Source organism: Microcystis protocystis FBCC-A270 (assembly GCF_050500235.1).
In the GTDB taxonomy this organism is placed as follows: domain Bacteria; phylum Cyanobacteriota; class Cyanobacteriia; order Cyanobacteriales; family Microcystaceae; genus Microcystis; species Microcystis ichthyoblabe_A.
Map to the genome: position 1 here is coordinate 1,682,964 of NZ_CP191407.1, position 24,723 is coordinate 1,707,686.

26 protein-coding genes are annotated in these 24,723 nt (G+C 42.4%); 15 read left to right on the forward strand and 11 right to left on the reverse strand.

Features of this window, described 5'->3' with window-relative positions; translation table 11 throughout:
* Positions 1-14: 14 nt before the first annotated feature.
* From ACQY1X_RS08265 to ACQY1X_RS08275, 3 genes are all read right to left on the reverse strand, one after another.
* A complete protein-coding gene (locus ACQY1X_RS08265) occupies positions 15-1,268 on the reverse strand; it encodes an FIST signal transduction protein (RefSeq protein WP_430014351.1) in 1,254 nt (417 codons plus the stop codon).
* A gap of 153 nt (positions 1,269-1,421) precedes the next feature.
* Entirely contained in the window at positions 1,422-1,676 is a 255-nt protein-coding gene (locus ACQY1X_RS08270) for a SemiSWEET transporter (RefSeq protein WP_002739519.1), read from the reverse strand.
* A 125-nt stretch (positions 1,677-1,801) separates the two neighbouring features.
* A complete protein-coding gene (locus tag ACQY1X_RS08275) occupies positions 1,802-2,302 on the reverse strand; it encodes a L,D-transpeptidase (protein WP_016516089.1) in 501 nt (166 codons plus the stop codon).
* Between the two features lie 164 nt (positions 2,303-2,466).
* Here ACQY1X_RS08275 and ACQY1X_RS08280 point away from each other — a divergent pair, with 164 nt between their 5' ends.
* The 4 genes from ACQY1X_RS08280 (at position 2,467) to ACQY1X_RS08295 (ending at position 6,297) form a co-directional block, all read left to right on the forward strand.
* Positions 2,467-3,342: an ABC transporter ATP-binding protein gene (locus ACQY1X_RS08280; RefSeq protein WP_002740012.1), complete on the forward strand. Its 876-nt coding sequence runs from the start codon at positions 2,467-2,469 to the stop codon at positions 3,340-3,342.
* A 370-nt stretch (positions 3,343-3,712) separates the two neighbouring features.
* Positions 3,713-4,516: an ABC transporter permease gene (locus ACQY1X_RS08285; RefSeq protein WP_430015573.1), complete on the forward strand. Its 804-nt coding sequence runs from the start codon at positions 3,713-3,715 to the stop codon at positions 4,514-4,516.
* Positions 4,517-5,272: an ABC transporter ATP-binding protein gene (locus ACQY1X_RS08290; RefSeq protein WP_002739797.1), complete on the forward strand. Its 756-nt coding sequence runs from the start codon at positions 4,517-4,519 to the stop codon at positions 5,270-5,272.
* 593 nt (positions 5,273-5,865) lie between these two features.
* A complete protein-coding gene (locus tag ACQY1X_RS08295; RefSeq protein ID WP_016516091.1) occupies positions 5,866-6,297 on the forward strand; it encodes a DUF4278 domain-containing protein in 432 nt (143 codons plus the stop codon).
* A gap of 298 nt (positions 6,298-6,595) precedes the next feature.
* Here ACQY1X_RS08295 and ACQY1X_RS08300 read toward each other — a convergent pair whose 3' ends face one another.
* From ACQY1X_RS08300 to hisIE, 4 genes are all read right to left on the reverse strand, one after another.
* A complete protein-coding gene (locus ACQY1X_RS08300; RefSeq protein ID WP_430015574.1) occupies positions 6,596-8,089 on the reverse strand; it encodes a thymidylate synthase in 1,494 nt (497 codons plus the stop codon).
* 4 nt (positions 8,090-8,093) lie between these two features.
* Positions 8,094-8,717 (reverse strand): dTMP kinase, encoded by a 624-nt coding sequence (tmk, locus tag ACQY1X_RS08305; protein ID WP_430015575.1) that lies wholly within the window; start codon positions 8,715-8,717, stop codon positions 8,094-8,096.
* Between the two features lie 27 nt (positions 8,718-8,744).
* On the reverse strand, positions 8,745-10,130 hold the full coding sequence (locus ACQY1X_RS08310; protein WP_430015576.1) for a dihydrolipoyl dehydrogenase family protein: 1,386 nt from the start codon (positions 10,128-10,130) through the stop codon (positions 8,745-8,747).
* Positions 10,131-10,241: 111 nt separating this feature from the next.
* Positions 10,242-10,877 (reverse strand): bifunctional phosphoribosyl-AMP cyclohydrolase/phosphoribosyl-ATP diphosphatase HisIE, encoded by a 636-nt coding sequence (gene hisIE / locus ACQY1X_RS08315; protein WP_002804335.1) that lies wholly within the window; start codon positions 10,875-10,877, stop codon positions 10,242-10,244.
* Positions 10,878-11,668: 791 nt separating this feature from the next.
* Here hisIE and ACQY1X_RS08320 point away from each other — a divergent pair.
* The 5 genes from ACQY1X_RS08320 (at position 11,669) to ACQY1X_RS08340 (ending at position 15,674) form a co-directional block, all read left to right on the forward strand.
* Entirely contained in the window at positions 11,669-12,280 is a 612-nt protein-coding gene (locus tag ACQY1X_RS08320; protein WP_002739943.1) for an IS607 family transposase, read from the forward strand.
* Between the two features lie 137 nt (positions 12,281-12,417).
* A complete protein-coding gene (locus ACQY1X_RS08325) occupies positions 12,418-13,434 on the forward strand; it encodes a thiamine phosphate synthase (protein WP_002776638.1) in 1,017 nt (338 codons plus the stop codon).
* A gap of 93 nt (positions 13,435-13,527) precedes the next feature.
* On the forward strand, positions 13,528-13,737 hold the full coding sequence (gene thiS, locus ACQY1X_RS08330; protein ID WP_002751314.1) for a sulfur carrier protein ThiS: 210 nt from the start codon (positions 13,528-13,530) through the stop codon (positions 13,735-13,737).
* A gap of 33 nt (positions 13,738-13,770) precedes the next feature.
* Positions 13,771-14,907 carry an anhydro-N-acetylmuramic acid kinase gene (locus ACQY1X_RS08335; protein ID WP_430014356.1) on the forward strand — a complete coding sequence of 379 codons (1,137 nt, stop codon included), beginning with the start codon at positions 13,771-13,773 and terminating at the stop codon, positions 14,905-14,907.
* Positions 14,904-15,674 (forward strand): peroxiredoxin-like family protein, encoded by a 771-nt coding sequence (locus ACQY1X_RS08340; protein WP_002751310.1) that lies wholly within the window; start codon positions 14,904-14,906, stop codon positions 15,672-15,674. The genes ACQY1X_RS08335 and ACQY1X_RS08340 overlap by 4 nt, the downstream gene beginning before the upstream one ends.
* A gap of 95 nt (positions 15,675-15,769) precedes the next feature.
* On the opposite strand, the gene ACQY1X_RS08345 is transcribed toward ACQY1X_RS08340, so the two are convergent.
* Positions 15,770-16,714: a PhzF family phenazine biosynthesis protein gene (locus ACQY1X_RS08345; protein WP_002776634.1), complete on the reverse strand. Its 945-nt coding sequence runs from the start codon at positions 16,712-16,714 to the stop codon at positions 15,770-15,772.
* 264 nt (positions 16,715-16,978) lie between these two features.
* Positions 16,979-17,452, reverse strand: a complete 474-nt coding sequence (locus ACQY1X_RS08350) for a hypothetical protein (protein ID WP_130757411.1) — start codon at positions 17,450-17,452, stop codon at positions 16,979-16,981.
* 61 nt (positions 17,453-17,513) lie between these two features.
* Between ACQY1X_RS08350 and ACQY1X_RS08355 the strand changes: the two genes are divergently transcribed.
* The 4 genes from ACQY1X_RS08355 to ligA all read left to right on the forward strand — a co-directional run bounded on the left by ACQY1X_RS08355 (position 17,514) and on the right by ligA (position 22,139).
* A complete protein-coding gene (locus tag ACQY1X_RS08355) occupies positions 17,514-18,833 on the forward strand; it encodes an aminopeptidase P N-terminal domain-containing protein (protein ID WP_123231059.1) in 1,320 nt (439 codons plus the stop codon).
* A 128-nt stretch (positions 18,834-18,961) separates the two neighbouring features.
* Positions 18,962-19,528 (forward strand): Uma2 family endonuclease, encoded by a 567-nt coding sequence (locus ACQY1X_RS08360; protein ID WP_430014358.1) that lies wholly within the window; start codon positions 18,962-18,964, stop codon positions 19,526-19,528.
* A 20-nt stretch (positions 19,529-19,548) separates the two neighbouring features.
* Positions 19,549-20,115 carry a Uma2 family endonuclease gene (locus ACQY1X_RS08365; RefSeq protein WP_430014359.1) on the forward strand — a complete coding sequence of 189 codons (567 nt, stop codon included), beginning with the start codon at positions 19,549-19,551 and terminating at the stop codon, positions 20,113-20,115.
* 14 nt (positions 20,116-20,129) lie between these two features.
* The gene (gene ligA, locus ACQY1X_RS08370) at positions 20,130-22,139 is read left to right on the forward strand and encodes an NAD-dependent DNA ligase LigA (protein WP_430015577.1); all 2,010 of its coding nucleotides are present in this window, start codon (positions 20,130-20,132) and stop codon (positions 22,137-22,139) included.
* 4 nt (positions 22,140-22,143) lie between these two features.
* Here ligA and ACQY1X_RS08375 read toward each other — a convergent pair whose 3' ends face one another.
* A complete protein-coding gene (locus ACQY1X_RS08375) occupies positions 22,144-22,989 on the reverse strand; it encodes a DUF2442 domain-containing protein (RefSeq protein WP_130757407.1) in 846 nt (281 codons plus the stop codon).
* Between the two features lie 2 nt (positions 22,990-22,991).
* The gene (locus ACQY1X_RS08380) at positions 22,992-23,264 is read right to left on the reverse strand and encodes a DUF4160 domain-containing protein (RefSeq protein ID WP_223211069.1); all 273 of its coding nucleotides are present in this window, start codon (positions 23,262-23,264) and stop codon (positions 22,992-22,994) included.
* Positions 23,265-23,430: 166 nt separating this feature from the next.
* Between ACQY1X_RS08380 and sppA the strand changes: the two genes are divergently transcribed.
* Complete coding sequence (sppA, locus tag ACQY1X_RS08385) at positions 23,431-24,252, forward strand: signal peptide peptidase SppA (protein WP_002781484.1); 822 nt, start codon at positions 23,431-23,433, stop codon at positions 24,250-24,252.
* Positions 24,253-24,320: 68 nt separating this feature from the next.
* Positions 24,321-24,722 (forward strand): chorismate mutase, encoded by a 402-nt coding sequence (gene aroH / locus ACQY1X_RS08390; RefSeq protein ID WP_042791104.1) that lies wholly within the window; start codon positions 24,321-24,323, stop codon positions 24,720-24,722.
* Position 24,723 lies beyond the last annotated feature (1 nt).

Below are 24,723 nucleotides of genomic sequence, written 5' to 3' on the forward strand. Positions count from 1 at the left end.
TATTTAGTATAACATTAAATTCCCTGACGAAAGAGGGCAAAGGCCGAGGTATAACCGTGTAAAAAAGTGCGCCCAGCCACCGGCCCGATTTCTCCATTGCAAAAGAAACCGGCAAGGGGAACATTGGCGAAATAACGCTGAAAAAGACCCGAATCAAAGTCCGGTTTTTCGTAGAGATTTTCCCCGCGACCGAGACAGGAAAAGATTAAAGCACCTAGTACCTCTGAGCTATTAGGTTTGTCTCGGGGAAAAGCTTGCAGAAGTAATTCTAAATCTAGAGCGGAAGTGTCGGCATCGCGCAGGTGAAATTGTACCCGCTGCCCCGGACGAACTCGATCGCCAATTGCGATCGCACCTTGACGAGGATCTACTCCCAAAACACTGCGAATTAAGAAATCCCCGGGCCGCAACTGCATTTTAAACTCATCCCTAGCAATACCGATAAAAAGGGAGTTTTGCACTAATTCTCGGTCTTTTTCCCTTAAGGAGGGGATTAAATCCCGCAGTAGGTTTAAAGGTGGTTGCGGAGTCCCATCGGCCCCTTTACCAGTCATGGAGATGATAATATTGCGTTCTCCCTCACTCACCTGATAAATCGGTCCGATGGGACGACAACCCTGGGCGACGATAGTTTCGACGATAATATTGCCAGAAAGGGCGATTCCTACGGTTCCCTGACGATAGAGATAGCTATTACGCGGTTTTTGTTGATCGTGGTAGAATAGACCCCCAGAACGTTCGATCATGCCACCACTGACTAAACCGCCGATTTTGGCCGAACCGGGGTAGGCAAAATCCAAACCCTCTAACAGATCATTGATGCGACTGGAAAAAGGATCGGCTAAAAGGATAAATTGGGGATTTTTGGCCGCTTCTACCCCTAATAATTCTGTCCAACTAGAGGGGGAACTGTCGAGATCGGGCATTTCCGCCGCTTCGATATAGAAGGGCTGCACTTCCACATTAGGCAAATGGGCGACGGTGAGACTTAAAGCCGGACTCGCTTCGATTTCTCGCGCTTTTTCCCTGTCACCCATACCGACAATCCCCGCCCCACCGCAGCCGATCAGGACAGGAACGGGGAGTTTATCCAAGATTAAGGGAACTAAACGGGGATAGTCGCTGGCATAGGCAGAAGAAATAAAAATTATGGCTAGATCTGCCGATCCGACTAACTTATCTTGCACTTTTTCCACTACTTCCGTCACCGCTGCTTCTAGGGAGGGACGGGTTGACAGGGCATTAATCCACTCGATGCGATCGCTCATGTTTCTTGACCCCAAATTTGGTCTCAATGGTCAAAGATGATCATCTTAACAATAAATTAACCTAAAAATCCTATCCGCGCCCCTAGATGGCGCAATAAATTGTAGAATTGTCATGACGTGAGCCAATAGGGCCGCAAGAGATTGTCAGTTATTTTAATCATATTTAATCTTAAAATAGAGAATTGTCCCCGCTAAGATAAAAGTAACAAAATTAGCAATAATAATCGGTTTACTGTTCATATAAAGGCCGTAGATGAGCCAAAGAAAAACCCCCAGACAAAAGCAAATAAACATAGTTAAGGACAAGTCCTTAGCCGAACGATAACGCCAAGTTTTAATCACTTGGGGTAAAAAGGAGACAGTGGTTAATATTCCCGCCACGATCCCGATTAGTTCAATAATATTCACCGATTATCCTCTTGGCTCAGTTTCTCTCATTTTAAACTGTTGACTATCTAAATTGCTGGTTAAGACGGATCTCTCGACATCATCGGGTAAAGTGTTGGTAAATGTGACATTTTTTCCCATTGTTTCTATTGAGCGACTACTATCACCGAAGTGCCGATTTTTACCTTTTCAAATAAAGCTTTTATATCTCGATCGCGCATCCTAACGCAACCGTGGGAGACGGCCCGGCCGATGAGATTTTCTTGGGGTGTACCGTGAAAACCGATAAAATTCGCGCCATCGGTCCAAAATCCAATCCAACGGGCCCCTAAGGGGTTGTTTTTTCCCGATGGCACCAGTTGACCGGTGAAAGGATGTTCCCAGACTGGTTCCCGCACCATCTGAATCACCCTAAATTGTCCCGTCGGGGTTTCCCAACCCGGACGACCGATCGCCACTGGGTAAGAAGCGATTATTTTCTGTCCTTGGTAAACAAAAACCCGTCTTTTTTTTAAATTCAGCAGCAAACGGGTTTCCGTTCGAGTTACCGTGGTTGCGGGAAAGGAATTGACGGGACTAATGGGGGGATTGAGGAAAAATTCCCCTATTCCTAGACATAAACAGAGAATTGGCAGAAAAACTCGCATCTGATAGCAGCAAAGTCAAGATTTTTTATCTGCATTCTAATCTGATTGTGATGAGATAAAACCAAAGTCGATAGGACGATCCCGAGGGGGAAGGATAAAATCGCCGTCGAGTTGGGCTAATTCGGTTACACTAATCCATAGCTAGAATATTAACTTTTGTAACTATGACCGCCGCTATTGCTCTCGATCGCGTTTCTAAAATCTATAATAATCTCCCGGTAGTTAACGAGCTTTCCTTTGCCATCGAAAAAGGGGAAATCTTTGGTTTACTCGGTCCCAACGGTGCGGGAAAATCGACGACAATCCGCATGATTATCACTCTAACCGAAGCAAGTCAAGGAGAAATCGAAGTGGCGGGGTATGATGTGAAAAAATACCGCGATCAGGTGAAGAAAAATATTGGGGTAGTCTTACAACAGATTAGCGTTGATGGGGAATTAACCGTCTGGGAAAATATGGAATTTCACGGCCGGATGCACCATATCCCCAATCCCCAGAGACAGGAATTAATTGATCGCTATTTAGATTATGTCAGTTTAAGCGATCGAAAATCTGCCCTTGCCAAAACTCTTTCCGGTGGGATGAAACGACGTTTACAGATTGCTCGCGCTCTTCTTCACGAACCAAAAATCCTCTTTCTCGATGAACCGACTGTCGGTTTAGACCCCCAAAATCGTCGTCGTTTGTGGGAAGTAATTCGCGATTTAAACCAGCAAGGAATGACAATTTTGTTAACCACTCACTACATGGAAGAAGTGGAATTTCTCTGTCAGGATAACGCCGCAGGAAAACCGGGCAGAATTGGCATTATGGATGCGGGCAAATTAATCGAATTAGGAACTCTAACGGATTTTCGTAGTAAGTATGGCGAGGGTTTAGTTATCAAACAAGTTGGCGATAAAATCGATTATAAATTCTTCCCCACCGTGGCTGATGCTAATGCCTATCTCGACACTTTGAGCGATAAAACTGGAGTAATGTGTCGCCCTTCCAACCTCGAAGATATCTTTGTGGAACTGACGGGACATCAATTAGATTAAATTCTTAGTTTGTCCCTTAGGAAATTGTTAAGTTATCGGTTTTTGACTCCAGTTTTTCTGAGATTAGCTCTGTTTAAATCGGCATTTCTTGGCTTTGATCTGGTGTCAATTTTATGGGCCAACCTGCTAGAGTCTAGGTCAATTAGCTGAGGCTGTCCCTAAAAACCGAATTCAACCCTAAAAAAAGAGGCTTTTAGCAATTTTTAAGCTTTTTGAGCCAGATAAATCGACCAAGAAGGGAACTTTTTCCGGAGAGGGAGAGTCGTCGGGGACTGGATAAAAACTAGAGTACTCCCTCGATCGATAGACAAAATTGACGGTAATCGTTTAGAATAAGGCACTGAATACTGACGAGATGACAATTATCCCTATGACCGATCTCCAAGCAAAAACTAGATGGTCAACAGCGCGGCGATATTACGAATTGCTTAGTGTTTTAGTGGAACGTAATCTCAAGGGACGCTATCGGGGTTCTTTTCTGGGGGTTTACTGGTCTTTGTTAAATCCCGTGATTATGACTGCACTATACACGGCAATTTTCGGCACGGTTTTCGCCTCTTATTTTGATAATTCTCTAGTTAACTATGTCCTAGCGGCTTTCACTGGTTTAGTCGTAATAAATTTCTTTAATGCTTCCACTAACCAAGCTTTACCTAGTATTGTTGGTAATGGCAGTATTTTAAATAAAATTCGTCTGCCAGTTAGCATTTTTCCCGTTTCCATGGTGGTGGCAAATATTTTTCAATTTGCTATTAGTATCTTTCCCCTTTTGGCTATAGTAACTCTCTGGAAGTCTCAAAGTTTAATTAATGTAATTGCTCTGATTTTTCCCGTTATCGGTCTTTCTCTGGTTTGCACGGGAGTGGGTTTCTTTGTTAGTACCCTCTACGTTTTCTTCAGAGACTTACCCTATTTTTACGAAATTGTTTGTTTTGTCGCTTGGATTAGCAGCCCGATTTTCTATCCTCCAGAAATTATTCCTCCCTCCGTACAACCATTCCTGCTATTAAACCCATTATTACCGGTAATTGAAAGTATTCGCCAATTGTCCCTTTCCCCCGGATTACCGGATTTTGGTTTGATTTTTCAATCTCTACTCGGTGGGATCATTATCTTAGGAATTGGTTGGACTTGCTTCCGACTATGGCGACATTTATTTATGGATTTATTATAAATGACAGAAGTAATTCGACTCGATCAAGTGTCTCTCGAAAGACGCACTCAAGAAGAATTTTCCTACGATCTAAAAAGGACAATCTTCTCTCTTCTTGAAGGTAAATATCGTCAACCTGCCAAAAAATTAGTTCTAGATGATATAGATTTAGTAATTAATTCTGGAGCAAAATTAGGTATCATTGGAGCTAATGGCGCAGGAAAATCTACTCTTTTAAAAGTCATTTGTGGTATTCTAGAACCGACAAAGGGACAGGTGAGAGTCAGGGGACAAATTGCCTCTCTAATTGAATTAGGAGCGGGTTTTGATCCAGATTTACCAGTAAAAGATAATATTATTCTCTATGGGGTAATGCTGGGATTTTCGCGTCAGGAAATGAAGGAAAAAACCAAAGATATCCTTGACTTTGCTGAGTTAGAAGAATATATGGGAGCGCCGGTGAAATCTCTTTCTTCTGGGATGGTGGCTCGTTTAGGATTTGCGATCGCAACAGAGGTTCACCCCGATATTCTTATTCTTGATGAAGTCCTTTCCGTCGGGGATGAAAGTTTTAAAAATAAGTGTAAACGACGTTTAAAAAAATTCTGGAATTCTAACGCTACTATTTTAGTAGTTTCCCACGATTTGACTTTAATTCAAGAGTCCTGTGACCAAGCAATTTGGCTGAATAAAGGACAGTTGCAATGTCAGGGTGCATCGGAAGATGTAATCAAGTTTTATTTGGATTCCGTGCATCAAAATGAAGTTAATTTTTAATTAAGTAGGTAATCTCAATTAATTTATCTACGTTTGGCTCTCTTGGGTTTGGTGGGTAAAATGTATTATAGGATACATTCCTGCTGGCAATCAACTGGAACGAACCACAAAGACACAAAGAACACAAAGATTGATCGCTTCTAGATAATCTAAACTTATCACACAAAGAATAAGAGAGCCTACGTTTTACTTAGTCGAAAACGCTGTCACAAAATAAAAAACCTCGGTGTCCAGCCGAGGTAGCGCTAAGTTATGTAGGAGAACTCAAGCAAATCTGTCAATGGGGTAAACCCAAACCCCGAAAACTTTTTTAAGCTAGTAGGCCAAGTTTTTTGCCGTTGTCTCGGACTCAAGGAATCATCTTCTGTCCTATACTCTTCGAGACAATCTAAACCGGCTTGCTGTCTTGGCTGTTTTGCTTTAACTTTTAGTTCATGTAAATAAATGTAACAATATTTTTACGAATTGTAAAGAAGGATTGACAAAATAAAACTTATAGGATGTATAAGCTAAGTTAATATTTTTCGCCGATCGAAGCTAGGGAGGTAATATATAGGGAGATTGGTTCACTAGCATGACAAGGTGTACCCAGAATGTCCTATTTGTTTTTGTTGCCACTATTCACCGCTGCTCTGGCTGCCTATTTCTGGCAGAAGTCCAGCGATGAAATTGCTTATCTCGCCAGTGCCGCCACGGTAATTAGTTTAGTGTTGAGTCTGGTTTTAGCTCCTTGGCAGATTCAGCTATTAATTCTCTTGACAGTTGTGATTGTCGTCACCTTTTTATGGCAAGGACGAGAAGAGCAGAAGAATATCCCCGTCCCCACTCCAGAAACCGCCGGCGAGAAAAAGTACCGTGGGGCCACCTATATGGAGCCAACAGTCGCCGAGGCTCCTGTCAAGGAGCGAGGGGGTAAATATCGCGGTGCGGAGGTTAAAATCACCAATAATACCACGGTGGCTAACCCAATTCGCTCCTCATCTCTCAAATATCGCGGTGCTGGTTCGGCAAACAAGGACCAGTAATCAGTTATCAGTTATCAGTTATCAGTTATCAGCTTCTGAAGGCAAAAGGCAAAAGAAAGAATCTGGCAATTCTCTTACCTAAAAAGAAGGTTAGAAACTAAGCACATCAAAGCTTTTGGCTTAACCAATTAGGTCTTAGATTCGGTCGAGTTATCAGATTTGAGTTTTAAGTTCACTGATTGGGTGCATCTTATATTTGTGATTTTGGTGAGCAGCAGAAGTTATTAAAAGAGGGCGAATGCAATTCGCCCCTACAATAATATTATTGAGATGCCCCCACTTCCTACTTCCCACTTATCTACTGGTCTTGAATATAAGGCTGATTATTCTTGAGACAGTTGTATGCCTTTTGTAACTCGATTCCCAGATAACCGATATGTTCGGGAATAATTGCGGGATTGGTAGCGGCAAGCTCGCGGATTAATTTCAGGGGATTTTTGCCTTGATAACAGGCGACAATTTCCCCACTGCCGGGGGTAGTTTGTTGGACGAGAATTTGTTCTTTTTCCACGGAAATCAAAAAGTTACCGCTAGGGTCAAAAAAATCGCGCTGATTGACAATTTTATCGTACTGGGTGGCGATTAATCGTTCGACATTCTCCCAAGTATCATCGTATATATGGGCCGATTGACTAATAGTAATTAATGGACCAATTGATAAATTGTATTCGGAGCGCTTGCTAATCTCATCCCTAATATGTTGCTGTAAAGCACGCAATCCCATGGCATTTGCCGGCCAAGCGGCAAACATATCATTACTTCTAAATATTGCGGTGAGAGATAATTCATTTTCCACCACTCGCACCCAAATATGATTTAAACAGGGACTACCTCCCTTTTCGTGGTCTTTCACATCCCAGAGGGACATGACTGCACTAGCTGCGTCAATTTCTGAGATTAATTTATTGATAACCTGTGCAATTTGGTCCCGGCCAAACCAAGAGCGTAATCTTTGACCATAGGTGTATTTAACTCCTTGGTGTATAGGAGAATCATCGAGAATTTGTCCGATATATTCGGTAAGAAAAGCTCTATCTATAGGCAAATAATTAGGTTCGGGAAAGTAAAAGTCTGGAGGTTCATCGGTGACGACGGCCATTAGGTCAATTAATTCTTGCCATTTACCATCATATCCTGTGGGTCTAATTGTGCCGGTGGTTTTAATCTTTTGGAGAATTTTTACCCAGGTTTCGGCAATCGTTTTTCCTTCAATGCGATGACCGTATCTTGTCCCGGGTAGCAGAGAAGGAAGATTTTCTAAGAGGGGAAAGATTAAGGGTTCTCCCCAAGTTGGTAAGGGAGATTGTTTTGCATAACTTTTGACGATTTCAATCGCTTCTGGGATGGATTTAACCGGTTGATATTGAATTGATTGACGTAATTTTTCGAGAGTTTCTCGGTCAATTTCCTTGTCAATATATCCCGTGATAGGAGAATTAATTAGCCAACATTCTCTACCTGTGTCACTTTTTCCTAACTGGAATCCTTGACTAAAAAAATCTAGCAAACACTGACAGCTACCAGAGTTCTTATCTTCCTTAGTTGCGTTGAGAATAACTAAATATCTAACGTGGGGATTTGCGATTAAGTTTCTCAGCAGGGGACTAATTCCTCTGGTGGGACTATAAAGATTGCCAATTACTGCGTATTGGTCGGGATTTAAATGTTTAGCAAGGGACTGTTTTACTGTCCATCCCGTGATAATTGCCGTTTGTCCGTGACCGCAGATTAATTGATTAGGTTTATAGTGGGGTTGGTAGATGAATTTAGGGGTGGTTTCTGTACTGAGCATGGATTTAAATTAATTGTTCAAGATAATTAATAATATTTCGGTGAAGGTGTTCTATTGTATCATTGCCATCCAGTTGTAAACAATTATCTTTATATTCTTTAAATATCTCGATAAACATCTGACGAACTTTCATTAATTTTTCTTGTTTTTCGTACACTTCTGTGATGGCTCGGTTTTTAATTCTCGCTAGAGAAATATCGGGAATAACATCGATATAAATAACTATATCTGGATTGGGAAAATGTTGATTTAACTGCCGAACAAAAGCCAATTCTTCGGGATTATTGCAATTGTAGGCCAGGGAAGAAAAATAATAACGAGTAGTGATAACGTGGGTTTGTTCTTGGTGAATAAGTTTAAAAACGCCATCATGATCATTATATAAGTGATAATGGCGATCAGCTGCAAATAAATAAGCCATTTGTCGGTCAAATTGATTTTGATCTTGGATAGAAATAAGATTAGTTTGCATTATTTCTCGAATCAAACGACCGATGACTCCCTCGGAAGGTTCCGGACTTAAAACTGCTTTTTCCCCTCGCTTGAAAAAATATTCTTGTAGGAGTTTTGCTTGGGTACTTGTTCCAGATCCGTCAATACCTTCAAAGACAATAAATTTCGGTTTCATAATTTAATCTTCTTTTTTTATATCTAATTATCTGAATAATTTTTTTAGCCAAGTTAACCAAGATTTTTTGGGGGGAATTAATTGGGTCATTTCTCCGATAATCTCTCCCATACTTCCCCAAATATAAATATTTTTATTGAGGGATTGTATGGTTAAATTTTCTTGTAAAGCTAAACTGATGATACCGATCATTTCCGCTGCTTGATTACCGACTATTTGCGCTCCCAGTATTTTACCATCTTGTCGGTAGATTAATTGACAAAATCCGGTGGTTTCTCCCCAGATTTGCTGTGCCACTATATTTTTGATGGGATAGTTGATCATCTTTACCTCCTCACCATAGCTCTCCCGGGCTGCTTTTCCAGTTAAACCCACCCAAGCAATAGCCGGATCAAAAGCAATAAATGAGGGAATTTGATCGGGATTAAAGTTAAATTTTTCTCCCGTGAGCAGATGCTTGACTAACCCAAAAGTAGCCCGGTGATTTAAAGTAGGATCGGGATAATTATTTCTGAGCAAATTTAGGGCATAAATGCGGGAATTATCGGTTTGTAATTGCTGATTAACTCTGATTAGTCCTTGCTCTAGTTTAACTCCCACCCCAGCCAAATTTAATCCCTGTTCATCGACTTGATAATTACCAGCAAAAATGATATCATCAACTTCGATAACACGATTGCCTAATTGTAGCCATTTTTGACCCTCGATCGCTTTCACTTGACTAGGACAATAGCCTGGTAAAATCTTAATTCCTTCCGCTTCTAAAATGGCAGTAACTAAATGGCAGATTTCCCGATCAATATCCGGCAGTAGATAATTATCCTCGATAATTAAGCTAATTTCTTTCCCCAAACGTCGGAGAATTTGGGACAAACTCACAGCCATGCTGCTGTTACCAATAATCGCTAAATGTTGTCCTAAATTGTCTAAATTTGGCTCTTGCCAAAGGGTTTGAGCGGTAAAATAATTAACCTCATCTAAGCCGAAAATTTTCGGGACTTGCAGATAAAAACCCGGGGCGATAAGATAGTGTTTAGCCAACAATTGCCGACCGTTAACCACGAATCCTAAATGGGGCAGCCGGACAAATTCCCCCCCACCCGGGATCACATCTATTCCTTCCGTGGCTAATCTTGCCAAAGAATGATATTTATTAATAGTTTTATCCACTTCCTCTAACCATTGCCGCAACCGTTGCCACTGGGGATAAACGGCCGTTTCTTGCCAATGATTCAGCAGTTTATAGAGATGGATAATTTGGCTGTAGCCCTTGCTAAAAATGTCCTCAGATGCCTCTAAATTGCCGCTATAAGGCTGTTGCACTAAAGCCACCCTTTTTTTGAGGTGAACAGCCAAGAAAGCCGCTTCTATCCCCGCAGGAGTGGCACCGATAATTACTAAGTCGTAAACCACAAATATAAAGTAGGAATCAGGAGACAGTATTCAGGAGTCAGGAGACGGTATTCAGGAATCGGAAACTTAAAACTCAAATCTGATAACTGATAACTGATAACTGATAACTGATTACCGGCGCCGGTCTTGCAGTTTTTTATAGACATCTCGCAGGGGGACTTGATGATAGGCGAGGGCGACGAGAGTATGATAAAAAAGATCGGCCACTTCTGAGGCAATAGCATCGCCATCATTATCTTTGCAGGCCATGACCACTTCTGCCGATTCTTCGCCGATTTTCTTGAGAATTTTGTTATCTCCCCCGGCCAAAAGTTTACAGGTGTAGGATTCCGGATGAGGATCGTCTCTGCGATCGCAAATTACCTTAAACAATTCCGAGAGGGTGTCGGCCGCTGGCGGTGATTTTTGCCAATTTACTTGATGAAAACAGCTTCTTTCGCCGGTATGACAGGCGATATCACCGATTTGCTCAATAGTCAGCAAGATAGCATCACTATCGCAATCGTAGCGAATTTGACGCACTTTTTGGATATGGCCCGAGGTGGCTCCTTTGTGCCATAATTCTTGACGAGAACGACTCCAATACCACGCTTCCCCGGTGGTGAGGGTTTTTTCGAGGGATTCCCGATTCATCCAGGCCATCATTAACACTGTAGCATCAAGATAGTCTTGAGCGATCGCTGGTACTAAACCCTGGGAATTATAAGCGATCGCGTCGAGGGGAATAGCGGAGAGTAAAGAGGACATCAGTTTTTTGCGGTCAAGAATTATGGTGGGACAAATTGCCCAAAGCTTAATTATATAGCCTTAACGTTGGGCAATTTCCACAGTGCGATCATTACTAAAGGAATCCACCACAATAATATGATCTATACCCAAGCTTTTTGGTGAAAGCTGGATAAATAAACAGGCTCTAGTTTTAAGAAATATCTCAAACTGTTATAAAACTTAATCAAGAGAGGGATCATATACAAAACTTAACATTGTTTAACGTCAAAACTTCAGTTCAAAGCCAATCAATTCCCTAACCAGGCAGCTGCGTTAAAATGGGGATAAGGTTAAGAATACAACTAATCCCTACAGCAGAGTCTTTTGGATTGGCACCTATAACAAGTTATCCCGTGCGATGATCGGGGAAACTCAGGTTTTAGGAGAACAAAGAATTTTTTTCCAAATCTCTGTGGAAAGATGTATTATGAGCCATCATAAATCTTCTTCAATCAGCATTGGGAGCTAATCACAGTATGAAAGTGGACAAACACCTGTCTTAAGTTAGACAATTCTACCCTCAGGAATTTCTTTGATTTAAAACCGAGTCCTGTCGATAGAGTTATGTATATAGTAATTTCAATTAAGCTTGAGAATATCAATACCAGATTTCCTAAGAGTTTTGTCGGTCTAGACTATATTAAACCTATCTGAAATGACTATTATTCCTACTCGAGGTAATCACAGGGTGAAGGTGGACAACTACACTGTCTCAGGTTGAACGATTCTCCTACAATAAATTTTTCTAATTTAAAACCAAGTTACTATGTATGGATAACCTAATCACGATTAGAGAAGCCTCGGGCTTGCTCGGAGTTAGCATTAAAACCCTCCGGCGCTGGGAACAACAGGGGAAAATTTCCTCAATTCGTACCCCTGGTGGTCATCGGCGCTACCGACGGCAAGATATATTACAATCTGTTCAATCAACCCCATTTATCATTGGCTATGCTCGTGTTAACCGACCTGAACAAAAACAACAACTAGAGGATCAGATAAAAGCCTTAGAAGACTTTTGTCATCAGCAGGGTCAACCCTTTGAAATTCTCAGCGATATCGGCAACGGAGTCAGTCACAATCGCCCTAATCTTATGCGTCTAGTAGAGATGATGTGTAACGGTGGGTTGGAATGTCTAGTTTTAACCCATCCAGAAAGTGTTGGCCGCTTTTGTCATGATTTTATTTTGGGTTTGTGCAGTTTCTTTAAAATCCAAGTCATTCTCCTCAATCAACCCCAGAAATCCATTGCAGCTGAGGATTTAGTGGACGATCTGCAAGCCCTCGTCACCATCTGTTACAATCGTCTCTACCCGCTACATAACCCGGATCATCGGCAATTGGTGGAATACCTAGGGGCGCTTAAGAATCTCCCCTCGGCTTAAAATTATCCTTGGACTGGGTTTCTCCTCCCTCTTTGTTGCCTGTCTGATGCCGACTCGGCTATTCCCCGAACAAGGGCCAAGAATAGTAATATTTTAGCTGACGACTAACGGCTATCATAACTCTACATTGACGGCAAATGAAACTAGAAACCACGGCGATTAAACGGATTCTCGATGCTAACCTTGACCGCGCTAGAGAAGGACTGCGAATTATCGAAGAATGGTGTCGTTTTGGCTTAGATAATCCCAATTTAGCCCAAGAATGTAAAGAAATGCGCCATCAGTTGGCTAGTTGGCACTCGATCGATCTTAAACGACATCGGGACACAGCCGGCGATATCGGCAGGGATTTAAGCCATCCCAGGGAAGAAATCCGGGAGACTGTCGAGGGACTGCTGCAGGCAAATCTGGCTCGCGTACAGGAGGCTTTTCGGGTTTTAGAAGAATACGGTAAACTCTATGATCTAGAGCTAGGGATAGCCTGTAAACAGCTGCGCTATCGGGTTTATCAGCTAGAGAGTAAACTATTAATCTCGCCACCTCTGGAAAAACTAAAAGCATCTCCCCTCTATCTAGTCACTTCTCCCGCCGAAAATCTGTTAGAAATCGTCGAATTAGCCCTAAAAGCAGGTTTAAAATTGGTGCAGTACCGCCATAAAACCGCCGCTGATACGATTCGTTTAGAAGAAGCTGCTAAACTGTGTGAGTTATGCCACCGTTACGATGCTTTATTTATTATGAACGATCGCGTCGATATTGCTCAGGCCGTTCATGCTGATGGTGTTCATCTCGGTCAACAGGATCTACCGATTTCCCTAGCGCGGCAATTTCTCGGCCCGACGGCAATTATCGGCCGGTCCACCACTAATCCCCAAGAGATGGCCAAAGCAATCCAAGAAAAGGCCGATTATGTGGGAGTTGGTCCAGTTTATGCCACCCCCACCAAAGCGGGAAAAACCCCCGCAGGATTGGAATACGTCCGTTATGCGCGGGAAAATTGCCCTTTACCCTGGTTTGCGATCGGTGGTATTGATAGTAATAACATTAAAGAGGTTTTAGAGGCAGGAGCGCAACAGGTAGCTGTAGTCCGGGCCATCATGGAAGCGCAGCACCCCGATGTGGTGACACAAGAATTATTAACCCAATTAAAGTAGGGTGTGGGGTGTGGGGTGTAGGGTGTGGGGAGAAAAAAGCTGTCTCCTGTCTCGACTAGGAAATTAATTTTGCACGACTACTTATCCAAATCCATGTCAGAAATAACCTTGCAAATTAACGGCAAAACTCAAACCTGTTTACCCGCAACTAAACTACCGCAAATGCTAGAAAATTTGGGCATGAATCCTCGGTTAGTTGCAGTGGAATATAACGGGGAAATCCTCCATCGTCAGTATTGGGAAAACACGGAAATCAAGGAGGGGGATAAATTAGAAATTGTTACTATTGTCGGAGGGGGATAAAATAATCAACAATCGACAGTTGAGGGAAAAAACTTGTTAGTTATCGGTTTAATCAGTGGCACATCGGTGGATGGCATCGATACCGCTTTAGTGGAGATTAGCGGTACAGTGGAGTCTCCACAGGTGCAGTTATTAGCAGGGGAAACCTATCCCTATTCCCCCCGATTACGAGAGACAATTTTGCAAGTCTGTGGGGGAGAAAAGCTATCTATTGAAGCTTTAGCCAGCTTAGATGATAACATCGCCGCAGAATTCGCCCAAGCCGCCTTAAATATCCAAAAAGAAGCCCCAAAAGCCCAATTAATCGGCAGTCACGGTCAAACCGTTTTTCATCGACCCCCCGAAAATGATCGCCTCGGTTACACGGTACAATTAGGACGGGGAGCAGCGATCGCAAAAATCACCAGTATTCCCACCATTAGTAATTTTCGCGCTGCCGATATCGCCCAAGCTGGTCACGGTGCGCCCCTAGTGCCGAAAATTGACGCTTATCTGCTTTCTCACCCCACCAAAGCCCGCTGCGTCCAAAATATCGGCGGTATTGGCAATTTAACCTATTTACCCCCCCGACAAACGGAAAATTGGCAGCAAAAAATTTTCGGTTGGGATACCGGCCCCGGCAATGTCCTCATCGATTTGGCCGTACAATTTTTGAGCCAAGGCCAACAAACCTACGACCATAACGGTCAATGGTCGGCCCAGGGTCAACCCTGCTCCGAATTAGTTCATAAATGGCTACAGGAGCCTTATTTTCAACAATATCCCCCTAAATCCACCGGCAGAGAGTTATTTAGTCCCGCCTATCTAGCCCAATTGCACCGGGATGCCCAAGCTTATTCCCTCAGTGATGCCGACTGGTTGGCCAGTTTAACCGATTTAACCGCCATTTCGATCGCCCACAGCTATCAAACCTTTTTGCCGGAAATGCCTGCAGAAGTGCTGCTCTGCGGTGGTGGCGCTCATAATGCCTACCTGCGCCAAAGACTACTAGCACATTTGGGGTCAAATGTCAAGCTTTTGACCACCGATGAGGTAGGATTAAATAGCGATTTTAAAGAAGCGATCGCTTTTGCCCTTTTGGCCTATTGGCGCTGGCACAATTTCCCCAGTAATTTACCGAAAGTCACGGGAGCAAAAGAGGAGGTTTTATTAGGAGAAATTTATCTATGAGCAGTATATATGAAATATTTTCAACAATTCAACGCCAAAGAGTCAGTGATGGGCAAATAGTGCCAATTTTAAGCGATTGTGCCGACTATAAACGTCTTTTAATTCTTGTTTGGCCGCAATTGGGAGATTTTGACAGTCTCGAATACGCTTGGTGGTTAGAAAAAGAGGCAGCCCTTTGGCAAAATGCCGGGATTACCATTCGTGCCATCGGTATCGGCGATCGCAATTCGGGCTTAAAATTCGCTGAATATACGAAATTTCGGCAAGATTGGCTGTTTGTTGACCCGAAAGCTGAATTACACGATTTATTAGGACTGTATCGCGGTTTATCGTTAAAATTACCGAGATTTTCCCCCGGACAAAATGCCTGGTTAAATCTAATTTTGATGTGTGCGGGTGTGGGTAGTCCGGGGACTCTGGCCGAAGTGCTGCGGGGTTATCGTGGCGATCGCAAAGCCCCCCAATTAATTGCCGAGGAGGAAACAATACAAGCGCGGCCTTTACCAGCTTTCCGGGGTTCCCTATTCAATCTTGCTGGGGGTCAAGGTTTTCAGCGACCTTTTGAATTAGCCACCCTGAGACTGCGTAATATGACTCAAGTTTTGGGCAATTGGTCAACCTATGTCCCCGATAGTAGTTATCTCACCCAACGGGGAGGGACTTTTTTATTTGATAGTCAAGGAAAGTTACTCTATGAGCATCGAGATGGAGGTATCTTGGGATTTGCTGAGAATATGAGTTATCCTCTCGCTTTTTTGCGGGATTAAGCTTTTTTCTTCTCTATATAGAGAGTTTCGATTAAATGATACCAGTCCAAAATTTTAATCCTTTCCTGTTTCTCACCGATTTCAGGGAATAATAATCACAATAACCCTTTTGTAGGGCTTTTTGTTTCCCCATCGGGAATTATCATCTTACCTTGGCAGACTAGAACTGATGCACCACCCACAGAAACTTCCGTAATTTTACGGTTGTTTTTCTGAAACTTTAATTGTAAACTGCTGGGTCTGCCCATTTCCACTCCTTGGATTATTGTCCATTGATTCATCCCTTCCCTAGAAGATTCTAAGGCCCCTAGGTAGCCCGCTAAAGCGGCCACAGCCGAACCAGTGGCGGGATCTTCCATAACTCCTAAACCGGGGGCAAACATTCGGCCATAGAGACGAGATAGGGGAGATTCTGGGTCAAAACAGCAGACAAAAAGGGAATTAGCGGGGGATTGACCTAATAATGATGACCAAAGAGTTAGATTTAGTTTTATTTTCCCTAAAATATCTCGATTTTTGACGGGGATGAATAAAAAAGGGAGACCACAGGAAAAAGCGCGGGGGGGATAACCGGGTAAGAAATCGGCAACGCGTAGGGAAAGAATCGCCGCTAAATCATCGAGAGCATAAGTATCCGTCACTAATTCCGGCAATTGTGCCACTTTTAACTCACTATAGACCGGTTTTTCCCCCTCCATGATAATTTTCACCGGTACTAAACCGACTCCTTCCTCCAGATAAATCGTGGTTTCTTGGTAGGGGGGAATAGCGCCGATTAGGGCTAAAATATAGGCTGTGCCGACGGTAGGATGACCAGCAAAGGGTAATTCGGTACTGGGGGTGAAAATCCGGACTTTTTTAGTGCCTTGGGGCGTTTCTGGCGCAAAAACGAAGACTGTCTCCGAGAAGTTAAATTCGGCGGCGATTTTTTGCATCTGGGTGCGGGTTAATCCAGACGCTTCCGGAAAAACCGCCAGGGGATTACCACCAAAAATGCGATCGCTAAAAACATCGGCGGTATAGTAGGAATAGGTAGGCACGCGGGGGATAGGGCAACATTTATCGGAGAATTTTTTGATCTTACAACTATTTTCACCCATGACCGCTGGGCGCACGCGGTGCGCCCCTACTTTTGGCGCGATAATAAATATTATTGTAGGGGCGAATTGCCTTCGCCCTCTTTTAATAACTTCTGCTGCTCACCATCAGTCCTGTTAGTCTTTATTAAGAAATAATTAAAATACAGAGTTTTTCCTAAAGATAAGGTATGTCTTGAATCATCTCGGAGTCTCCTAATAACTCTACTACTTATCTGCTTCTAATCTGGCTAATAAACTGACTAACTTATCTCTGACGGAATTGTGGGTGTATTCGTCTTCAGGGTGAGGTTTTTGATGGGGTTGTTGAAAATAGGGACGTTCCCCGTATAATTGTCCCCATTTCACATCGACTCGGTGTACTAATTCATAGAGTAATTCTTGATTGTCTAAAATTTCTTCTAGGATTAACTGTAAAGCTTGAACGGGATTATCTAAATTTTGACTGACTTTGGTTAATTCTTCATCGACAATAAGCTGTAAAATTATCTGCAAAGCTCCCGAAGAATCCCCTAAATTAGCGGCAATAAATTGTTTAATCTCTGTGGTAACTTGCACTAATTTGGGGACAGGAGATTCTCCTTTGAGGAAATCCGCCCCCTCTTGAGCGATAAAATCTGCTAGGGTAAACTCGCGCCTTTCGATGATATCTTGGGAAAAATCCAGTTCTTCAGGGGTCATAAATTAAAAATATTAGCGATAATAGACTCTAGGACTTATTGTGACATTTTTAGGAATATCTATGGGCATCGATCGCAGAGAGTTTCAGCAGCGTCGTCAGCAGGTAATGGAAAAAATCGGCAATGGAACGGCAATTTTTCGCAGTGCGCCCATGGTGGTCATGCACAATGACGTAGAATACACCTATCGTCAGGATAGTGACTTTTTTTACCTGACAGGATTTAATGAACCGGAGGCGGTGGCGGTTTTAGCACCCCATCACCCCGAACATCAGTTTATCCTGTTCGTGCAGCCAAAAGACCCGGAAAAAGAAACCTGGACAGGCTATCTCCACGGTGTGGAAGGAGCAAAGGAAATTTTTGCTGCTGATGAGGCCTATTCTATCGAAGAATTGGACGAAAAATTACCCCAATATCTCGAAAAAGCCGAACGAATTTATTATCATCTCGGCCGGGACAAAACTTTTAATACAAATGTTCTAAAGCACTGGCAAAAATTAATCGCCACTTTTCCCCGTCGCGGCACTGGACCGACTGCTTTAGAGGATACTAATTTTATTCTCCATCCTTTGCGCTTACTGAAAACCGAGGCCGAATTGGACAATATTCGCCAAGCAACTGCTATTTCAGCACAGGCACATAATCGGGCCAGAGAATTTACCAAAGTTGGTCACTACGAGTATCAAATTCAAGCGGAAATTGAGCATACTTTTCGCCTGGAAGGGGGTATGGGTCCTGCTTATCCTTCTATTGTTGCTAGTGGTGCTAATGCCTGTATTCTGCACTATATCAACAATAATCGCCAAGTACAAGAAAATGAGCTTTTATTAATTGATGCTGGTTGTGCCTACAATTACTATAACGGTGATATTACCCGCACTTTTCCCGTTAATGGTAAATTTACCCCCGAACAAAAAATTATCTATGAAATTGTTCTGGAAGCTCAATTAAAGGCGATTGAAGTGGTAAAAACTGGTAATCCTTATAATCTTTTTCATGACACAGCCGTGAGGACAATTGTGGAGGGATTAGTGGATTTAGGGCTATTGGTCGGCGACATTGATGAGATAATTAAAGAGGAAAAATATAAGCCTTTTTATATGCACAGAACTGGCCATTGGTTAGGATTAGATGTCCATGATGCGGGAGGTTATAAAGTTAACGAAGAAACTTGGCAAACTTTGCAGCCTGGTCATGTTTTAACCGTGGAACCGGGGATTTATATCTCCCCCGATATTAAACCTGCTGAAGGACAGCCGGAAGTGCCAGAAAAATGGCGGGGTATCGGTATCCGTATCGAAGATGATGTGTTAGTTACTGCCACAGGAAATGAGGTTTTAACTGCAACAGTTCCCAAAAAAGTTGAGGATATCGAATCTTAAGTAAAAAGCTAGGTGTTAAAAATTGTCAGATTCCCCCTAACCCTAGGGTTGATTAATAGTAGGGTTGATTCATGAATCAACCCTACCCCCCTTAAGGAGATTCAATTAAGTTTTTTCTAGAGGTTATCATGATTGCTACCAAAGAAAAATTATATACCTTTGCGGAATATTTAAATTATCAGGACTGCACGGATGATAAATACGAATTATTTAACGGAGAATTAATTTCCATGCCTCCCGCTAGTGGCTTTCATTCTTTGATACTTAGATATATATTTAAGGTGTTAGAAAGGGAAATAGAGAGGCTACAATTAGACTGGCAAGTTATGCCCGCTACCGTGGGAATTCGCACCGATAAAGCTAAATCGAGAATCCCAGACTTAATGATTTTAACTGCCGAACAATGTCAAGAGATTAGAAATATGACCACAGCAGTGATTGAATTTCCTCCCCTGTTAGTTGTAGAAATTGTTAGCCCCAATAATGCCGATGATGACTACCGTTATAAACGTTCAGAATACGCAGTGAGAGGCATTCCTGAATACTGGATTATCGATCCTATGTCCCTAAAAATATCGGTTTTAAACCTAATTTCGGGATTTTATGAACTGGCAGAATTTAACAACGAAGATAGGATAATATCGGTGACATTTCCCGATTTACAATTAACTCCTCAAATGGTCTTTGCACAGTAAAATCTTAGCTAGAGACTTTTATGATTGCTACCCAACAAAAAATATATACCTTTGCGGAATATTTAAATTATCAGGACTGCACGGATGATAAATACGAATTATTTAACGGAGAATTAATTTCCATGCCTCCCGCTAGTGGCTTTCATGCTTTAATTATTGCCTTTCTTTATGATTATTTAATGGCAGAAATTAAAAGATTAAATCTAACTTGGAAAGTCATGCCTGCTACCGTGGGAATTCGCACCGATAAAGCTAAATCGAGAATTCCAGACTTAATGATTTTAACTGCCGAACAATGTCAAGAGATTAGAAATATGACCATAGCAGTGATTGAATTTCCTCCCCTGTTAGTTGTAGAAATTGTTAGCCACGGTAATGCTGATGATGACTACCGTTATAAACGTTCAGAATACGCAGTGAGAGGCATTCCTGAATACTGGATTATCGATCCTATTGCTGTAAAAATATCGGTTTTAACCCTGATTTCGGGATTTTATGAACTGGCAGAATTTAACAACGAAGATAGAATAATATCGGTAACATTTCCCGATTTAAAATTAACTCCTCAAATGGTCTTTGCACAGTAGCATTATTAACGATTATGACTATCCCCTTAGAAATCCAACAACGCTGCCAACAATTAAAAACAGAACTACAAAGAGCCAGTTATGCTTATTATGTTCTTGATGATCCTTTTATATCCGATAGCGTTTATGATCAACTTTATCGGGAATTAGAAGACATAGAAAAGCGTTATCCCCAATTAATCACCCCCGATAGTCCCACCCAAAGAGTTGGGGATAAAATCTCTAGTCAATTTGTTTCTGTTCGTCATAATATTCCCCTGTATAGTCTCGAAAATGCCTTTAACCTCGAAGAATTAAATAAATGGGGCAACCGTTGGCAAAGATATGTAAATGAAACCCAAGAAACGGAATATGTGTGTGAATTAAAAATCGATGGTTCTGCGTTAGCTTTAACCTACGAAAACGGCTTTTTAGTCAGAGGTGTTACTAGAGGGGATGGAGTCACCGGCGAAGATATTACCCCCAATGTGCGGACAATTCGCTCTATTCCTTTACGCTTAAATATAGATAATCCCCCAGCAATTGTGGAAGTGCGCGGCGAAGCCTTTTTACCCCTCGATACCTTCGATAAAATCAATCAAGAAAGAGAAGAAAAAGGGGAATCTCTCTTTGCTAATCCCCGCAATGCGGCAGCAGGAACCCTACGACAATTAGATCCGAAAATAGTTGATAAAAGACGCTTACAATTTTTTGCCTATACCCTGCATTTAGACGATAACCATATCACTACTCAATGGCAATCCTTAGATAGATTAGAAACCATGGGATTTCTGGTTAATCCCCACCGTCAACTCTGTCCATCCCTGCAAGAAGTGGCGCAATACTATCAAGATTGGCAAGAAAAACGTCATCAATTAGCCTACATGACCGATGGTGTCGTAGTCAAAATCAACGATTTACAGCGACAAAATCGCTTAGGATTCACCCAAAAATTCCCCAGGTGGGCCATCGCTTTAAAATATCCTGCCGAAGAAGTCCCCACGGTAGTTAAAGATATTATCGTCAATGTGGGACGCACCGGCGCAGTCACACCCATGGCGGTGATGGAACCGGTACAGGTAGCAGGGACCACCGTACAAAGAGCTACTTTACATAATAGCGATCGAGTGGCCGAATTAGATATCCGAGTCGGTGACACGGTAATTATCCGCAAAGCGGGGGAAATTATCCCGGAAGTGGTGAGAATCCTGCCAGAATTGCGTCCTAGCCACACCTTACCCTTTCAGATGCCCACTAATTGCCCTGAATGTCAATCTCCCCTAGTCCGTCCGGTGGGGGAAGCGGTGACGCGCTGTGTCAATAGTTCCTGTCCGGCGATTTTGCGGGGAAGTGTAGTACATTGGGCCAGTCGCGATGCTCTCGATATCCGGGGATTAGGGGAAAAAGTGGTAATTTTGCTGATTGAACAGGGATTAGTTACCGCTATTTCTGACCTCTACAGCCTCGAAAAAACGGAAATTGCCAAATTAGACCGAATGGGCGATAAATCCGCCTTAAATTTGATTACAGCTATGGCTCAGAGCAAAAATCAAAGCTGGTCGAGGGTACTTTATGGGCTAGGAATTCGCTATGTGGGCAGCGTTAACGCCAAAATTCTCGCCGAAAGTTTTCGGACTGTGGAGGAGTTAGCTAACGCCAGCGTGACTGATTTAGCTTCTGTGTATGGTATCGGTGAAGAAATCGCTCAATCGGTCTATGATTGGTTTAAAATCGCCGCTAATCGGGATTTAGTCGCTAAATTACAGGCAGCGGGTTTACAATTTGCCGCAGCAGCAAAAACCACCACCACAAAAGCGACTTTAGCAGGAAAAACCTTTGTCATTACTGGCACTTTACCAACTCTCAAACGGGAGGAAGCGAAAGAATTAATCGAAAAAGCTGGGGGGAAAGTGACGGGTTCTGTCAGCAAAAAAACTGATTATTTAGTGCTAGGAGAAGCGGCGGGTTCTAAGCTAGAAAAAGCCCTAGAATTGGGCATTACTCAGCTAACCGAAGCACAATTACTCGAATTAATCAAGGGTTAAAAGCTTAAGACTGGAGCAAATCTACTGAAGTATTATCGATTAACCCAGCAACAGCATCAAGATAATCATTAAGTTCCATTTTGTGAGCTTGGGCAAATAAATTAAGGGTTTCTACCTTTGTTCCTTCTCCCTGTTCAATGCGTCTCACTTGACGCTCGGATACTCCTATAATATCTGATTGTCGCAGTTGATGCTGTTTGCGTAAAGAGGCAATCGCTCGACCAAAAATCTGATCATGTTTTAATTTAATCGCTGCAAACTTTTGTTTTGCTACTGGTTCAATCACACTCAAAAAAGCCTCTATATCAAGATGAATGTCCACGACTGGCCAATGAATATAACTACCATCTTCTGCTATAATAAACTTCTCTCTTTCTTCTAGAGGAATACGCTGTAAAGCTGGCATAGATGCAAAGGGAATTTCTAGCTCATCGAGATCACATCGACTGATTAATAAACTTTCCCCAATAACTAAAGCTCTGGCGATTAAATGCTCTTGCGCTCCCCAACTCCAAGCATTAATCACCCTTGTGGGTAAAATAAAATCTCGATAAACGAGGGTATTTCGCAGGGTGCGTAAATTGGCCTGTTTAAATAGTTGCGGCAACCAGATAGAATCAATGTCTGCTCGGATAAAAAGACCTCGCAGATGATGTTTATCATTAGCATTTCTGGCAATATCTGACACTGCTTTTAAACTGGTCAAAGAAGTACAAATAAAGATGTTTTTTAAAGAATCAATATTCTTTAAATCTGGTAAGGAAAGAATCTGCACAGATTGAAACTCTGGCAAGAAATTATAAATTTCTTTATCCTCAATTATAACAGTAATTTCTGGCTTATTTAACATGATTAATTCCCCTGCGTACAGACTTTTGCCTCCCATTCAATTAGGAGCGCAGAACGATTCGCTAAAACGTGGTCAAGAATTTGCTTTTTTTCCTTACTAGATATTTTGGCATTGGCGGGCCATTTCACCTGAAAATTTAGACCATTTTCTTGATTACAAAGTAAGAAAAAAACTCTAATTTCCCATTGGCCCGGTTTACGAACATGAAAATGAGGTGGCAAATGATCGTGAGAATTGAAAAACAGATCTAAGCCATCTAAATTAAAGGATTCCACCTTGCCCAAATGTTCACCTCGCCTACCTCAACTCTGGTCACTTAATGCTATTATACACTTAACCAGACATTTTGTCCTTAAATTCTGAAATATAATGTCTGCTTAACCTAGAACGATCAAAGCGTTAGATTAGAAAGAGTCCTTTTTTGAGAGATATTTAAACCTGATGGTCTGGCCTTTTAAACCGAAAACCCGCAAACAAATCGCTCGAATAGAAATTACAGGTGCAATTGCCTCCGATACCCGCAAAAGAGTCTTAAAAGCCCTAGAAATCGTCAAAGAAAGGCAATATCCCGCCCTACTTCTCCGCATTGACTCCCCCGGGGGAACCGTGGGGGATTCCCAAGAAATTTATGAAGCATTGAAGCGGTTACAAAAAAACACGAAAATAATCGCTAGTTTTGGCAATATTTCCGCCTCTGGCGGCGTTTATATCGGTATGGGGGCTAATTATATTATGGCTAACCCCGGCACGATTACCGGCTCGATCGGTGTTATCCTGAGGGGGAACAATCTAGAAAGATTGTTGGATAAGGTGGGAGTTTCGTTTAAAGTGATTAAATCGGGCCCTTATAAAGATATTCTCTCCTTCGATCGAGAATTAACTGATGAAGAAGAAAGAATTCTTCAGGATATGATCGATACCAGTTATCAGCAATTTCTGCAAACCGTCGCCGGAGCGAGAAATTTAGATGTCAATCAGGTGAAAAGTTTTGCCGATGGGCGCATTTTTACCGGCCAACAGGCGTTAGAATTAGGAGTGGTCGATCGCTTAGGAACCGAGGAAGATGCCCGACTTTGGGCGCTAGAATTGGCAGGATTACCCCCAGATAAAACTAAATGTCAGACTATCGAAGAACCGAAACCCCTGCTCAGTCGTCTGACGGGCAATCGTTCCCAAATACCCCTAGGATTACAAAAAACCCTACAGCGTCTAGAATTTGAATTAGAAGTTAACGGACAACTATTGTGGTTATACCGACCCTGATGACCAGATTAAAGTCGAGAAAAAGGGCGCGTTAACCCCTAAAATTGACTCATCAGGATTATCGGAGGATAACAATCGTGCAGTGGAAGGTTCGAGCCATTCGGGGAGCAACGACGGTAACGGTTAATACTATTGAAGCTATACGAGAAGCAGTGACAGAACTCCTCGAAGCGATCGAAATTCACAATAGTCTCGATCCCGATGATATTGTTAGTATTATCTTTACGGCAACTCAGGATTTAGACGCGATTTTCCCCGCTGCTATCGCTCGCGAACGTCCCCACTGGCAAAATGTCCCCCTCCTCGATGTGCAACAGATGCAGGTCGCTAGTAGTCTAGAAAAGTGTATTCGCGTAATTCTCCACGTTAATACTCCCAAACTACAAGGGGAAATGCAGCACGTCTATCTCCGGGGGGCGAAAAATCTTCGCCCCGATTGGCAGATTTCTCCAGTAACTATTAATCGCTAAA